The sequence below is a fragment of the Kutzneria sp. CA-103260 genome (assembly GCF_018263855.1).
Classification (GTDB): Bacteria; Actinomycetota; Actinomycetes; order Mycobacteriales; family Pseudonocardiaceae; genus Kutzneria.
Genome location: NZ_CP073318.1, coordinates 4585602 through 4600632, shown reverse-complemented (window position 1 = coordinate 4600632; position 15031 = coordinate 4585602). Strand labels below are relative to the sequence as shown.

Genomic DNA, 15031 nt, shown 5'->3' with positions numbered 1-15031 from the left:
CTGATGCTAGGAGTGAGTGTGCTCCGAGCTCCACGATGGTGGCAGCACTTCGGTCGACTGTGGGAAGTACTAACCCGCTTGGCGGTGGCGCGGCGCACTCATACGAGCGCTGCTCACGCCGGCGTCCGGGCTGAGGCGATCAGGCGGTCACCGCGCCGTGCCGGGCCGGCGGCACTCTTGGCGCGGTGTTGCCGCCGCGCAGCACGTCCATCCGCTCCGAGCCGGGCCGGCCGAGCACCCAGCTGTCCCCGCGCAGCGCCTTGGCCTGCTTCTTGAGCGGCGCGAGCTGGCGGGACACCTCGCGGTAGTCGGTGACGCTGCCGGGGGAGCAGACCAGTGTGGCCAGCGACATGGAGATCACCAGCCCGCCGGCGGCGTGCTGGGCGTCGAGCTGGCCGGAGGACAGCGGCACCAGGTCGTCCAGACCGGAGACGAACACGAAGTCGTCGCCGCCGACGTGGCCGACCTGCACGGTGGGCAGCACGGCGGCGGCGTCGGCCAGGGCCCGGCCGATCTCGCGGATGAGGTCGTCGCCGGCGGCGAACCCGGCGGAGTCGTTGACCTGCTTGAAACCGTCCACGTCGAGCCAGCCGACGGCGAAGATCTCCCGCATCGCGATGCGGCGGTCGACCTCCCGGGCCAGCGCGTCGCTGCCGGGCAGCCGGGTCAGCGGGTTGAGCGAGGCGGCCTGCTCGACTTTGAGCTCGGCGATGCCGCGCACCACGTCGGCGCTGTGCACCACGCCGAGGCAGCGGTCCTTCGCGTCGACGATGACCACCTCGTCGTTCATCCGCTGCCGCTCGGCCTTGGCCAGCAGGTCGAGCAGGTCCAGCGCGGTGGCGTCGCTGGGCAGCACGTACGGCCGGTCGGCCAGCCGGGTGGCGTCCCGCTTGGCGTGCAGGGCGTGCCCGTACGGCCCGGTGACGGCCAGCAGGAACCGCATCCGGTCCACGGTGAACAGCGGCCGGTTGTTCTCGTCCACGAGCACCACGCCGCCGACGCCCTGTTGGGCCAGGATCGACCGGACCTCCTCGGCGGTCGCGGACACCGGCAGCATGGTCGCGGGGTGCAGGAAGTCGGTCACCCGGGGGCCGTTGCGGTGCCGCACCGGGCCGGTGAGCTCGCCCTCGGGCAGCTTGGTCAGCGCCGCGGCGATGGTGGTCTCCACGGTGGGCCGGCGGCCGGCCTTGGCCAGCAGGTTGCCCTGGGCCATGCCGAAGCCGAGCCGGCGCACCGCGGCCAGTTGCAGCTCGGTCTCCACGCCCTCGGCCACCAGCTGGGCCCCGTTGTGCTCGGCGATCACGGCCAGCGCCTGCACGAGGGCGGCCTTGCCGGCGTCGGTGGGCAGCCCGGCCACCACCCGCCGGTCCAGCTTGATCATCTCGGGGGCGAGCTCGGTGTACAGCGCCAGCGGCACGTCGCCGTCGCCCACGCCGTCCAGGGCCACGTGGAAGCCGCTGGTCCGCAGCAGGTCCAGGCCGTTGCGCAGGTTCTCCCGGCGCAGGCGGGAGAACGGGGTGCCGACCTCCAGCCACAGGGTGTCCGGGGCACGGCCGGTCTCCCGCAGCGCCTCCAGCAGCGGGCCGATGGACTCGGCCGCCTTGGACACGGTCGCGGCCAGCACGTTGACATGCAGCGGCACGACGTTGTTGTGCTCGGCCGCGGCCCGCACGGCCGAGGCGGCCAGCGCCACGTCGGTCTCCAGTAGCTCGCCGGCGCGGGCGGCGTCGCGTAGCAGCTCGTACACAGAACGAGAGGCAGGCCTTGCCAACGCCTCGATCGCGACGACTCCGCCGGTGTACAGGTTGAACAACGGCTGGAACGCGAAGCGCACATCCTCCAGCAACCCGGTCACACTTCGATACTAAACAGGCCGAGTGTGAAATTGCCGAGTGGCTTCACTGGCTGTTCATCGAGTCGTTGCGGCAAATGCAATAGCGCTGCGTAACCGGGGTGGCGCGGACCGGAACAGGGCCAGCATCGCAGCCGCCGTACCGGTGAAGTTCTCACGTCCTGTGAGGTAGTCGCGTTGATTTTTTGTGGGCAATCGGAAGAAAAGCTCAAAGAACTCGGGAACGCGTGCCGGCGGCATACGGAGCAATGCGGCCAGGCCTCGTCGCCGCAAAACGTGCGTCATTCTGGCGTCGATCGACCAGATCTGCCGGCCGGCTGTGACTGGTCTCTCGGTCGCTGCCCGGGCCACCCGGGGGGCCAGCGTGAGCGCGGTGGCCACGCTGAACCCGGACGCCGGGTGCACCAGGCCGGCCCGCGCCCCGAACGTGAGCAGCGGTCCGCGGGGCAGCGGCGGGTTGAGCGGGAAGCGCACCCGCTCGTGCTCCGGGCGGTCCAAGGGCCAGCCGTGCACGGCCAGCCGCCGGTGCAGCCGCTCGCGCAGCAGCGCGAACGAAAGCCCCGGCAGATGCGCGAGCGAGGTCTCCTCGACCAGCACGCGCTCCCCGTCCAGCGGCAGCGCGTAGCAGAACGTGGGCGGGTCGCCGGCCTGCCGCCAGTCCATGAACATCGCCTCGCCGGGCGGCAGCACCCCGGCCGGCAGCACCACGCCGATGGCGGTCTGCTCGGCGTGCCGACCCGGCGGCGCGCCGGTGGCGTCCACGACGAGCCGGGCCCGCAGGGTGCGGCCGTCGGCCAGCCACACCTCGGTCGGCGTGATCGACTCGGCCCGGCCGGCCACCGTCTCGATGTCCGAACGGGACAGATGCCGACGAAGATTCTCGTTGTGCAGCACCACATAGTCGCCGTCGAGCCGGTGCTCGGTCAACGCGTGGGCGCGGACGGTGGTGGCCCGGGCGGCGATCACCTCGGGCGGCAGCGGCGGCAGCTCGTGGGCCCACGAGCCGTAGGTGGCGCGCCACGGCCGGTCCGGCGCCCGGTCCACCAGCATGGTGCGCAGGCCGACGTCCGAACAGGCGGCCGCGAGGGCGGACCCGGCCGGCCCGGCCCCGACCACCAGCACGTCCACCACGCCGTCCAGGCTAACGTCAGGGTCATGCACGACCTGCGGGCACACCGCCGTTCAGCCGGGCACGACGCCACCGTCGATCTCGCCGCCAGTCCCTTCCGGGCGGACCGGGACCGGGTGGCCAGCTCGCCGTTCTTCGCCCGTCTGGGTGGTGTCACCCAGGTGGTGAGCCCGACCGGCTCCGGCCTGCTGCTGCACAACCGGCTCACCCACAGCCTGAAGGTGGCGCAGGTGGCGCGGGTCATCGCCGAGCGGCTGACCGCCCGGGCCGAGACCATGGCCGTGCTGGACAAGCTCGGCGGCTGCGACCCGGACGTGGTGGAGGCGGCCAGCCTGGCCCACGACCTGGGGCACCCGCCGTTCGGGCACCTCGGCGAGGAGGTGCTGGACCGCCTCGCCCGCAACCGGTTCGGGCTGGCCGACGGCTTCGAGGGCAACGCCCAGTCGTTCCGCATCGTCACCACGACCGATGTGCGCGGGCCGTCGGCGGTCGGCCTCGACCTGACCGTCGCGGTGCGGGCCGCGCTGCTGAAGTACCCGTGGACCCGGCTCTCGCACCCGACGCCGCACCCGCGCACGCTTCGGATCCCGCCGCGCGGCGCGTCGGAGCCGCCGGAGGCGGTCGGCAGCGGTTCGGCCAAGTTCTCGGCGTATGTGACGGAACTCGACGACTTCGAGCAGTCGCGGGCGCCGTTCCGCGGCCGCGTCGAGGACTGGCAGCAGACCGTGGAAGCGTCCATTATGGACACAGCGGACGACATCGCGTACGCCATCCATGATGTCGAGGACTTCCATCGCGTCGGTGTGCTCCAGCATGCGACCGTGGCGGCGGAACTGACAACTTGGCTCAACGAAGCCCTGGATCTGGCTGCACTGTCCAAAGTGGAGCTCGCTGTGCAGTCGCGGCTGCCGGGCCGGTCGCTGGAGGCGATGCGGCGGCGGCTGCACGAGAAGGACTCCTGGGCGGTGGACGACGACGCCTTCGCGGCGGCGGTCCGGCGCGTCCGGACGGAGCTGGTGGACGGCCTGCTCGCGGTGCCGTTCGACGGCTCGGCCGAGGCGGAGCAGCGGGTCGCCGCCTTCTCCGGACGCTGGACGACCCGGCTGGTGGACGGCGTGGAGGTGCTGCTGGACCCGACGCCAAGGTCTGGTCACGTGCTGCTGGCCCCGGCCCAGTGGCACGAGGTGGCGGTGCTGAAGTTCGTGCACCGGCGGTTCGTGTTGCTGCGCCCCGATCTGGCGCTGCACCAGCGCGGCCAGGCCCGGCTGCTGACCAACCTGGTGGAGGCGCTGGACCAGTGGCTGTCCGACCGGCACGAGGCCGACCGGCTGCCGCGCCGGCTGCACGACCTGGTGGAGCTGGCCGATTCCGAGTACCGGTCACTGGCCCGAACGGCCCCGGAACTGTTGGCCGGACCGGCCGGCGACGTTCGGACTGGGCCGGATGCCGTGCGCGCGCTGGCCCGCGGCCGGGCCGTGGTGGACTTCGTGGCCTCGCTGACGGACGGTCAGGCCGCCTCGATGCTGGATGCGCTGTCCGGGCGAACCGGACAACTGTGGACAGAGGCCTTTGTGCTGTAGTTTTCGACAAAACGTGACGACTGGCCTGTTTGGGCGACACCCGCAAGGCAGCTGTGGGTGATCGTGCGGAAACTTTACGTTGGGCTTACGGCTGGTGATCACCGGCCGTGAGCCCAACGCCGCACCCCTGGGAGCCCAGTTGCGCAGATCCGCTCACCCCAGAAGAACCCTGTTAGTCGCCGGGGCCGCGTGCCTGGCCACAGTGCTCGGTTTCGCGCCGGCCACCGCCGCCCCCCACCCCAACCCGGGCCTGCTGCCCGCCAACGCCGTCGCCCAGATCGCCGCGCTGCAGCAGCTGAAGGCGTCCGAGTCGGCGACCGACCTCAAGGTCGACAGTCAGCTTTTCGTCGAGACCAGGCTCCGCACCGACCGTTCGGCCCGCTCCGCGCTGCCCGACGTCAAGTCGGGCGTGAAGTTCGGCGCCGCCGACACCGTCTCGGTCGACATCCACGCCACCAAGACTTCCGACGCGCTCCTCGACGCCGTGCGCAAGGCCGGCGGCCAGGTGAAGGACGTGTCGCAGCGCGAGGCCACCGTGCGCGCCGACGTGCCGCTGTCCGCGGTGCAGTCACTGGCCACCCGCGATGACATCAAGCAGATCCTGACGGCCAGTGCCGCGATCCTGTCCGACAGCGCGGCCCCGGGCCGCACCACCGACACGCCCGACCCCGTCTCGAAGCAGACCCGGGACGCGCGGGTCGAGCAGGTCACCCGTGACTCGATGCGAGCCCGTGTCGCCGCGGCCGTGGTCAGCGAGGGCGACCGCGCGCACGCCGCCGACACCGCGCGCCAACAGAACGGCGTGACTGGCGTCGGCGTCAAGCTGTGCGCCATGTCCGACGGCGTGTCCTCGCTGGCCGCCTCGCAGGCCCGTGGCGAGCTGCCCGACGTCGACGTGCTGCCCGGCGCCGAAGGCAGCGGCGACGAGGGCACCGCGATGCTGGAGATCCTGCATGACCTCGCGCCCGGCGCCGCCCTCGGCTTCGCCACCGCGTACAACACCGACGCTGACTTCGCTGACCACATCCGCAAGCTGCGCAGCCAGGAGCACTGCGACGTCATCGTCGACGACGTCTTCTACTTCGACGAGCCGGTGTTCCAGGACGGCCCGATCGCGCAGGCGGTCAACGACGTGACCGCGAACGGCGCGCTGTACTTCTCCTCCGCTGGCAACGAGGGCAATGTCGGCGACGGCACCTCGGGCCACTGGGAGGGCAACTACGTCGACTCCGGCCAGACCATCGGCCGTTTTGCCGGCGGTGCCAACAACTTCGCCGCCGGCGCCGGCAACGTCCAGGTGCTGGAGCCGCTGTCGGCCGGGTCGGCCGGTGTGGTGACCACGCTGAAGTGGAACGACCCGATCGGCGCGGCCACCGACGACTACGACCTGTACCTGTTGGACGCCAACGGAAACGTGGTGTCGTTCAGCCAGAACCCGCAGACCGGCACCCAGGACCCGTACGAGCGGGTCGGCACCACCGCCGGCAACCAGCGGCTGGCCATCGTGAAGTTCAAGGGCGACAACAAGTATCTGTCGCTGTCGGCGCTGCGCGGCCGGTTCACCGACTCCGGTCCGCTCAAGGCGTACGTGACGACCGGTGAGACCGGCGGCCACTCCTCGGCCAAGGACGCCTTCAGCGTCGCCGCCGCGCCGGCCGCCGCCGCCTTCCCGCGGGCGCTGGAGCCCGGCGACCCGCCGAACCCGGCCGGCCCGTTCCCGGGCGCGTTCAGCGCCAGCACCAAGATCGAGCGGTTCAGCTCCGACGGCCCGCGCAAGATCTTCTTCAACGCCGACGGCAGCCCGGCCGGCGCCGGCGGCGCGCCGGTGGTCCGACAGAAGCCCGACATCACCGCCGCCGACGGCGTTTCCACCTCGGTGCCCGGCTTCTCGCCGTTCTTCGGCACTTCCGCCGCCGCCCCGCACGCCGCCGCCATCGCCGGCCTCATCCTGTCCGGCAACCCCGGCATGTCGCCCGCCGACATCCGGCAGGCGCTGACCGCCACCGCCGTCGACATCGGCGCCCCCGGCGTCGACGAGCGCACCGGCTACGGCGTCGTGCAGGCCGACAAGGTGCTGGCCTACACCGGCGCCAGCCCGCAGCCGCTGGCCACCGCCCAGGCGCCGACCGTCAAGGGCCCCAACGGTTCCCCGTACGTCAAGCCCGGCGACACCGCCACCGTCACGCTGCCCGTCTACAACGGCGGCGACGGCACCGCCGCCTCCACCAGCGTCGTCGTCGACTCGCCGACGCCCGGCGTCACCATCGCGCCCCGGTCCAAGCGCTACGGCACCATCGAGGCCGGCCAGACGGTGATCAACTCGTTCACCCTGACCGTGCCCGCCACCCAGCGGCTGGGCGTGCCCGTGGTCGTCACCGCCAAGGTCACCTTCGCCGGCGCGCACTCGCCGACCACCCAGACCTTCCAGATTCCGATCGGCCAGCCCTCCCCGGTGGTGCAGGACTTCGCCTACGCCGGCGCCGTCGCGGCCATCCCCGACAACAGCCCCGTCGGGGCCAGCGTGCAGATCCCCGTCACCGGCGTCGGGCAGGCCTCCAAGCTGACCTTCTCCATCGACGGCAGCTCGTGCACGACCACCGCCGGCGCGACCACCGTCGGCCTCGACCACACCTACGTCGGCGACCTCACCGGCACCCTCACCTCGCCCTCCGGGGCCACCGCCGTCCTGTTCCAGCGTCGTGGGGCCGGCGGCCACAACCTGTGCCAGGTCGTCTTCGACGACTCGGCCGCCACCGCCTTCTCCACCGTCAGCTCGGCCAACGCCCCCTTCACCGGCTCCTGGAAACCGCAGACCACCCTGGGCTCCCTGCTCACGGACTCGGTCGACGGCACGTGGACGTTCAAGGTCGTCGACGGCGGCGCCGTCGACACCGGCAGCATCCGCGCAGTCTCCTTGCACTTCAACGGTTTTGTAGCCTGACGTAGGCCAGCGGTGTGGCGCTCCCCGGCCGGGGAGCGCCACACCTGTCCGGCCTCGTTGGGCGCGAGGCCCACCCGGGCCGCCGGGTCGCTACGACACCATCGCCCGGTGCTTGAGGGTCTCGTACTCCGAGGTGCTGATCGCCCCGCTGTCCAACAACTCCTTGGCCTTGGCGATCTGGTCGGCCGGGCCGCCCGCGGCCGACACCGAGCGCATCTGCCGGTCGTACTGGCCGCGCACCTGCATCGCGTCCGCCTCGCGCCGCACCGCCATCGCGCCACCCTGGACGATCAGGTACGCCAGCACACCGATGAACGGCAGCAGAATGACCAGCACCGTCCAGCCGGCCTTGCCCCAGCCGGAGATGTCGTGCCGGCGGAAAAGGTCGGCGAAGACGGTGATGAGCAGCCAGAACCAGATCACCCAGGCGAACACGATCAGCATCGTCCACAACACGTCCAGCATGGGGTAGCCGCTTGACTGCGCGATATTCATCGTGCCTCCCTCGTCGGGCGCCTGGCATGCGGTCGCACGCCAGGTGTTCACGCTGTCCGCGCCGCGACCGCGGCGCCTCCTCCCGCGCGGATGGACCGGCGAATACCATGCGGGACGGGACTTCCGGAGGGAGGTCGATGTGAGCCGGACACGGATGCTGCGGCGGGTCACGCTGGCGGCCCTCCGGCCCGTGCTGTCGGTCGTGGCGCTGGTGACGCTGTACTACGTGCTGCCGATGAACCGTCCGGCCGGGGTCGGCGCGTTCGCCCTGCTCGCCGCGGGGCTGGCCGCGGTCGTCGGCGTGGTGGTCTGGCAGACCAGGGCCATCCTGCGATCCACCCGCCCGGTGGCCCAGGGGGTGCAGGCGCTGGCCGTGGCGATTCCCTTGTTCCTGCTGGTGTTCGCCTCGGCCTACCACCTGCTGGCCACCGACGTCCCCGGCAGCTTCAACCAGTCGCTGACCCGGACCGACGCGCTCTACTTCGCCGTCACGGTGTTCGCCACGGTCGGCTTCGGCGACATCGTCGCGGTCAGCCAGCAGGCCAGGATCGTGGTCACGGTCCAGATGGTGGGTGACCTTCTGGTGCTCGGTGTGGTGCTGCGAGTCCTGCTCGGCGCCGTGCAGCGCCGCCGCCACGACCGAGGATCGTGAGCAGCACTTCGTACATGCCGAGAACCGTTGCCACGACAAGCAATCCGGTCCACGACGACAGCACTGACGCCACCACTGCCGCTACGACGACGCCCATGATGCGGAGCAGGTCGACGTGGCGTCGGATCCAGGCCGGGGTCGCCGCGGCTGCCGGCCGCGCGGCCAGCCACAGCCACCGGCCGCCGGCGGCCGCCCGGCTCCGCGCCCAGGTCGGCAGCCGGCCCGGCCCCGTCAGGTAGGCGAGTGCCGCCACCAGGGCACCGGCGACGAGCAGAACGTATCCGCTCTGGCGCAGCCCGGAGAAGACGACGGTGACGGCGGTGTCCGCCGCCGATCGGTAGACACCGGGCGGCACCTGGGCCAGCACCTGTCCCTTGACCACGCGGATCGTCGCCGTCACCGCCACGACCCACACCGAGAGCCAGACCCCGAACTGGAGCAGGGTGCGGCGGCGGGCCGTCGACGCCCACAGCGCGCCGGCGAACGCCGCCACCGTCACCGCGATCACGCCGTACAGCCAGCGCTTCGCCAGCACGACCGCCTGTTGCAGCTGGCGCAGTTCGTCTCCGCGGTAGACGGTGAACTGGGCGAAGTTCTCGGGCAGCGTGACACCCAGCGCGTCGCCGACGATCGCGCGCAGCCGTGGGGGCACCGCGCCGCTGGTCACGTCGGGCAGGTCGAGCCGGTGTCCGAAGAACGTCGGCAGCTGCTGCTCCAACTGCCGGAGCACCTGGTTGACCACGGGCAGCAGGTCGATGCGCACCTGGTCGCCGGTGGCCGCGATCACTTGGCTGTCGCCCTCCAGCACCGCCACAGCCTGCTGGTGGACCAACCGGTTGGCCGCCACCCACAGGCTCTGGAACTGGTCCGTGCGCACCAACTGGTCGACGCTGCGCTGCACGAACTCGTGCAGCTGGCCCGTGATCGGCCCGGCCACGAAGGCGGCCGGGCCGGGCAGCACCTCGGCCAGCCGCCGCCGCACGTCGACCGCCTGGAACACCTGGTCCGTCGTGTACGTGGCGATCGCCGTGGCCACCTCGGGTTCCTTGGGCAGCGGCGCGACGGTGGCCACCCAGCGGTCGGTGTCCAGCACGGTCAGCGCGGACCACGAGCCGACCATGCCGATCACAGTGCCCAGCGCCGCGACGACGACCAGCACGGCCGCCGCACATCGGCGTGCGACGGCCAGGCGTCGACCGCGTGCGCGTCGCGCGTCCAGCTCGGACCGCAGCGCCAGCACCTCGGCCCGCAGCCGGGCGAGCTCGCCCTCCGACACGCCTCAGGTCGCCTTGGTGCGGTCGCCGAACGAGGTGGCCGAGCTGGTGTCCTGCGTGCGCACCTCCTGCCACCGCACCGTGAGCGCGTACAGCACGACGGTGTCCAGCGCGATCATCAGCATTGACCACACGGGATACGCGCCGAGCCAGAACACCTGCACGGCGGCGTGCACGCCGACGATCACGATCGCGGCGATGCGCGCGGCGCTGCTGGCCGCGAACAGGCCGAGCCCGGACGCGAGCATCACCGCTCCGAAGATCACCAGTGCCCAGCCCCAGCCGCTGATGTCGATCATGTACAGCTTGTCCTCGACCATCACCACCCGGGTGCTCTGGCTGAGGGCGATGAAACCCTCCACCACGTTGAGCACTCCGGTCACCAGCAGCATCACGCCGGCGAAGAACACCCAGCCGGCCCACGTCGTCTTGTTCAACACCATCTGCCGTCCCTTCACGGGTAACGATGTCGTCGCCGGCAGACCCTGGCCCGTGGTCGCCGAGGATGCCTCATCCGCCCGGGGTGAACGCGTGGTCGCGGCGCCGGTCCTCATCCGCCCCGGGTGACGACCCGGCGCCGCCGGCTCGGCAGGCTCGCACCGCCCGGATCTCCCCACGACGTCACGGAGGACGAAGCCATGGAGGAAAGGCAGGTCTGGCGGGCGTTGCTGGCCTCGGTGCTGTTGCTGGTGGGCACGCTGGTCGCATGCGCCGACGCCACGCCCGGGTCCCCGACGGCCAGCACCCCGACCGGCGTCGCGTCGACGACACACTCGGACGCGCTGTGCGAGTCGTTGCGGCAGTTGGGCTCGGACGTGCACAGCCTGCGCACGCTCGACGTCGTGGCGGTCGGCGCGAACGGGCTCAACGCCGCCGTGCACCAGGTGTACGTCCAGTTGGGCGACGTCGCCCAGCAGGCGGGCAACACGCTCGCCCCGCAGGCCCAGGCGTTGCGAGCCGGTCTCGACGACCTGAGCGACACCGTGTCCGGCCTGACCGACGCGGCCAGTGTCCGCGCCGCGCTGCCCCAACTGGGCTCGCAGCTGGCGGCGGTGTCGGCAGGCTGGGACACCCTCAGGCGTCAGGCCGCGGACATCTGCCCGTGACCACACCGCCCGCGCGACCGGAGCCGGCGGGCGGTGGGCGTGTGGCCGTCAGCGCTCGCCGGCCGTCGGCGGGGAATCCAGGCTGGTGAGCTGTTCGGCCTCCTGACGGGTGGTCAGGCCGATGTCGACCAGGTCGAACGGGCTGATGAACACGTCGCCGACGCGGAAGCCGCCGGTGCGCAGCAGGGCGTCCCGCAGCGGCACCGCCCAGTGGTGCTCCACCAGCAGCAGCGTGGCCGCCGAGTCGTTCGGGATCTCCGCGAGGATGTCCCACACCTGCTCGTCCCGGAACACACGTACCCCTTCCCGGCCCGCGGCGCGGGTGCCGGCCACCATGCCCGCCACGGCGCCGGCCTCGCCCTCGGCGCCGAGGCCGACCAGCGCGCCGATCTTGCCGCCCAGCTCGATGCCTTCCGCCCGGGTCAGGTTGGTCAGGTGCTCGACGCCGACCCGGCCGGTCTCGTCCTTGTGCACGATCACCGCGTCGATCACCCGGATGGTGTCGCTGGACCGCAGCCGGTCCAGCTCGGCGAGGACCTCTCCCCGGAAGTCGGGATGCCGGAACCCCAGCACGAGCAGCTCCACCGGACCGATCGCCATGTCCGCTCCCTCCCTCAGCGCGCCGGGTCGGCGGCCGGCCGCGCGTGCTGTCCGGACGGCCGGGTGTGCTGTCCGGCCGGCTCGGTGTGCTGCCCGGCCGGCTCGCCGTGCAGCGCGGTCTGGAGCTGGACCTCGGCCTGCTCCGGCAGCGAGGACTTGAGCACCGTGCCGCCGAACCGGCCCAGCGCGGCGACCGCCTTGTCCGGCGTGGCCCGTTCCACGATCAGGAACAGCGCCGACGTGCCCGGCTGGAGCATGTCCTGCACCTGGTGCTGGAACTGCTTGCCGATGCCGGACTTCTCCACCTTGCCCAGCAGCACGCCGAGACCGGCGCCGACCGCCATGCCCAGGAACGGCACGAACAACAGCAGCCCGAACAGCAGGCCCCAGAACATTCCCCAGGTCGCGCCACCCGCCACGCTGTGGTGATTGGTCGTGGTGTGGAACCCGCCGTCGGCGTCCCGGCTGACCACCGCGACGGCGTCCGGCTCGATCACCAGGTCGGCCGCGAGGCGCTGGACCTCCGCCGCGGCCGCCGCGGCAGTGTCCTCGTCGGGATATCCGATGGCCACCAACGTCGCCATGACTCGCACTCCCTTCCGCCGTCCCGGTGCGGGCCGGCTTCCGGGTCCATGCCAGCCGCCGGGGGCGCGCGGCGCCTCATCCGCGGCGCATGACCGCACTCGTTGCGACACGAACCTTTTTCCACGCCGGCCTGACACCGCTCAACGTCATTCGTGTGAGGTGATGTATCAGGTGGTGGCGGACAGCAGACTCGGCCTCGGCCGGGCACCGCGACGCGACCGCTGGTCCTTCTCGACGACGACGATCAGGCGGGTGAATTGAGGTGTGTGCCGAGACTGCCGCTGCGTACGCCGTGACTCCCGGCGGCGATCCGCTGATGTCGGCCAAACTCCGGGTCGCCGAGATCCGGTCGCGGGTGGTGCTACGGCCACGGCTGCTCGACCGGCTCCAGGAGGCAACCCGAGGACCGCTCACCCTGATCGGCGCGCCGGCCGGCTCGGGCAAGACCGTGCTGGCCAGCTCCTGGCTGTCCGCCGGCCGGGCGCCCGGCCGCGTGACCTGGCTCAGCCTCGACGCCGGCGACGACCAGCCCGGCATCTTCTGGACGTACGCGCTGGAGGGGCTGACGCGCAGCGGCGTGCGGCTGGACGGGGTCGACCCGCCGGCCCGCGCCGACGCCGTCGACAGGTCGCTGCTGACCAGGCTCGCGGCCGGCCTGTCCGAGCAGGCCGAGCCCTCCGTGCTGGTGCTGGACAACGTGGAGGTGCTCGGCCGTGGCCAGGTGATCGCCGACATCGACTTCCTGATCCGACACGCCAGTCCGCAGCTGCGGGTGGTGACGATCAGCCGAACCGATCCGGCGCTGCCGCTGCACCGCTACCGGCTCGCCGGCTGGCTCACCGAGATCCGTGCCGGCGAACTCGCCTTCACCGTGGACGAGGCCCGGATGCTGCTGGCCGAGCACGGTGCGCGGGTGGCCGCGGACACCGTCGAGCTGTTGGCGCACCGCACCGAGGGCTGGGCCGCCGGCCTTCGGCTGGCGGCGCTGTCGTTGCAGGACCAGGACCTGCGGACGGCGGCGGAGATCGCCCGCCGGTTCGGCGGCGGCCGACAGGACGTGGCCGAGTACTTCCTGGCCGAGGTGCTCGACCACCAGCCGGCCGGCATCCGTGAGTTCCTGTTGCGCACCAGCGTGGTGGACCGCCTGCCGCCCCAGCTCGCCGACGAGCTCAGCGGACGAACGGACAGCGCGCGGCTGCTGCGCGACATGGTCCGCGCCAACGCGTTCGTGCTGCCCACCGACGAGGGAGGCTTCCGCTACCACCGGTTGTACCGCGAACTGCTGCGGACTCAGCTCGGCAGCCGTCCGACCGAGGAGATCGCCCGCCTGCACCGCACGGCGGCGCGCTGGCTGGCGGCGGACGGGCAGATCGGGCCGGCCGCCGCCCAGGCGGCAGCGGCCGGGGAGTGGACGCGGGCGGCGACCCTCGTGGTCGAGAACTTGTCCGTCGGCGGCGTGCTGACGGGTGCGGACGAGCAGCTGGCCGACGTCTTCGCCGACATGCCGGAGAACGTCCAGGGCCCGCACGCGACCGTGGTGCTGGCGGCGCTCGCGCTGGCCGACGGCGACCACGAGCGGTGCGCCCGGCAGCTCGCGTTGGCGCGCCGGGCCGTCGACAACGCGCGGCCGCCGGCCAGCAGGGCGCTCCGGCTGGCGATCACCGCCCTCGACGCGGCCGGCGCCGGCCCGGACGAGGCGGTCGCCGCGGCCGCTCGTTTCGATGAGGTGGCCGCGGAGCCGGGGCAGCCGCCACCGCCGGACCTGCTGGCGGTCGTTGGCGCCAGCAGCGGCGCGGCCCGCCTGCTGGTGGGCGGTCCGGACGAGGCGGAGGACACGCTGATGGCTGCGGCGCGGTCCGCCGACGCCGCGGGGCTCGGCCGGCTGCGGGCCAAGATCCTGGGCCAGCTGGCGCTGCTCAACGCGATCCGGGGCCGGTTACGCCGGGCCGGCAAGTTCGCGTTCGCCGCGACGAGGGTCGCCGACCGCTGCGGCCAGTCCGGCGAGGACCGGCCAGCCGCCATCGACACCGCCCTGGCCTGGATCCACCTCGACCAGTACGACCTGCCCGCCGCCAGACGCCATACGCGCACCCGGGCCGACCAGGACGATCCGGTGACCGCCGCGGCCCTGTCGGTGCTGCGGGACCGCCTGCTGCGCAAACGGACCGACGCCGACGCCGAAGCGAAATGGCCGCCGTGGCTGGCCGCCGCCGGCCAGGACGCCGAGGCCGGTGGTGTCCTCGCCGCCCAGGTGGAGTCGTTGCTGCGCAAGGCCGCCCGCGACCTCGACCACGGCCGCGGCGACCTGACCCGGCAGGCCCTCAGCCACGCGCTGCGCCTGGCCGCGCCGGAGAGCCTGCGGCGGCCGATCCTCGACGCCCCGTCCCGACTGCGGCGGTTCCTCTTGCAGGACAGGGAACTGCTCGAACGGCACCGCTGGCTGGGCGGCACGCTCGCCGTCGTGCCCACGATGCGCCCGTCCGGCGAGTCCCGGCCGGCCGCGCTCGTTGAGCCGCTCACCGACCGCGAACACGAGGTGCTGCGCAACATGGCGGCGCTGCTGTCCACCGAGGAGATCGCCCGCGCGATGTTCGTGTCGGTCAACACGGTGAAGACCCACATCCGCGGCATTCTGCGCAAGCTGTCGGTCAACCGGCGCAACGACGCCATCCGGCGCGCCCGTGAACTCGGCCTGCTCGCCATGGCCGCCGACGAATCCTCACCGACCGAGGGCGAAGCGTCGCACTGAGGGCGTCCGCGCCGATCATCCCGCGCGGGTGAGGACACCGGGTCCCGCACACCGCACGGTTGACCGCC

12 protein-coding genes are annotated in these 15031 nt (G+C 72.3%); 5 read left to right on the top strand and 7 right to left on the bottom strand.

Features of this window, described 5'->3' with window-relative positions; translation table 11 throughout:
• Positions 1-139: 139 nt before the first annotated feature.
• Positions 140-1855 carry an EAL domain-containing protein gene (locus JJ691_RS19790; protein WP_211770224.1) on the bottom strand — a complete coding sequence of 572 codons (1716 nt, stop codon included), beginning with the start codon at positions 1853-1855 and terminating at the stop codon, positions 140-142.
• Between the two features lie 54 nt (positions 1856-1909).
• The gene (locus tag JJ691_RS19785; protein ID WP_211770223.1) at positions 1910-2983 is read right to left on the bottom strand and encodes a lycopene cyclase family protein; all 1074 of its coding nucleotides are present in this window, start codon (positions 2981-2983) and stop codon (positions 1910-1912) included.
• Positions 2984-3007: 24 nt separating this feature from the next.
• Between JJ691_RS19785 and JJ691_RS19780 the strand changes: the two genes are divergently transcribed.
• Together JJ691_RS19780 and JJ691_RS19775 are read left to right on the top strand one after the other, a co-directional pair.
• Positions 3008-4561: a deoxyguanosinetriphosphate triphosphohydrolase family protein gene (locus JJ691_RS19780; RefSeq protein WP_211770222.1), complete on the top strand. Its 1554-nt coding sequence runs from the start codon at positions 3008-3010 to the stop codon at positions 4559-4561.
• Positions 4562-4700: 139 nt separating this feature from the next.
• A complete protein-coding gene (locus JJ691_RS19775; protein WP_442912738.1) occupies positions 4701-7502 on the top strand; it encodes a S8 family serine peptidase in 2802 nt (933 codons plus the stop codon).
• A gap of 90 nt (positions 7503-7592) precedes the next feature.
• Here JJ691_RS19775 and JJ691_RS19770 read toward each other — a convergent pair whose 3' ends face one another.
• Positions 7593-7997: an SHOCT domain-containing protein gene (locus JJ691_RS19770; protein ID WP_211770221.1), complete on the bottom strand. Its 405-nt coding sequence runs from the start codon at positions 7995-7997 to the stop codon at positions 7593-7595.
• A 139-nt stretch (positions 7998-8136) separates the two neighbouring features.
• Here JJ691_RS19770 and JJ691_RS19765 point away from each other — a divergent pair, with 139 nt between their 5' ends.
• Positions 8137-8649 (top strand): potassium channel family protein, encoded by a 513-nt coding sequence (locus JJ691_RS19765; RefSeq protein WP_249228044.1) that lies wholly within the window; start codon positions 8137-8139, stop codon positions 8647-8649.
• Here the strand turns inward: JJ691_RS19765 and JJ691_RS19760 are convergent.
• Entirely contained in the window at positions 8552-9925 is a 1374-nt protein-coding gene (locus JJ691_RS19760) for a hypothetical protein (protein WP_211770220.1), read from the bottom strand. The genes JJ691_RS19765 and JJ691_RS19760 overlap by 98 nt on opposite strands.
• Before the next feature lie 3 nt (positions 9926-9928).
• Positions 9929-10366, bottom strand: a complete 438-nt coding sequence (locus tag JJ691_RS19755; protein ID WP_211770219.1) for a DUF7144 family membrane protein — start codon at positions 10364-10366, stop codon at positions 9929-9931.
• Positions 10367-10561: 195 nt separating this feature from the next.
• Between JJ691_RS19755 and JJ691_RS19750 the strand changes: the two genes are divergently transcribed.
• Entirely contained in the window at positions 10562-11029 is a 468-nt protein-coding gene (locus JJ691_RS19750; RefSeq protein WP_211770218.1) for a hypothetical protein, read from the top strand.
• Positions 11030-11077: 48 nt separating this feature from the next.
• Here the strand turns inward: JJ691_RS19750 and JJ691_RS19745 are convergent, their stop codons facing one another.
• Both JJ691_RS19745 and JJ691_RS19740 read right to left on the bottom strand, forming a co-directional pair.
• The gene (locus JJ691_RS19745; protein ID WP_211770217.1) at positions 11078-11629 is read right to left on the bottom strand and encodes a hypothetical protein; all 552 of its coding nucleotides are present in this window, start codon (positions 11627-11629) and stop codon (positions 11078-11080) included.
• 14 nt (positions 11630-11643) lie between these two features.
• Positions 11644-12213 (bottom strand): DUF1269 domain-containing protein, encoded by a 570-nt coding sequence (locus tag JJ691_RS19740; protein WP_211770216.1) that lies wholly within the window; start codon positions 12211-12213, stop codon positions 11644-11646.
• A 263-nt stretch (positions 12214-12476) separates the two neighbouring features.
• On the opposite strand from JJ691_RS19740, the gene JJ691_RS19735 reads away from it, so the two are divergent.
• The gene (locus JJ691_RS19735) at positions 12477-14963 is read left to right on the top strand and encodes a LuxR C-terminal-related transcriptional regulator (RefSeq protein ID WP_211770215.1); all 2487 of its coding nucleotides are present in this window, start codon (positions 12477-12479) and stop codon (positions 14961-14963) included.
• Positions 14964-15031 lie beyond the last annotated feature (68 nt).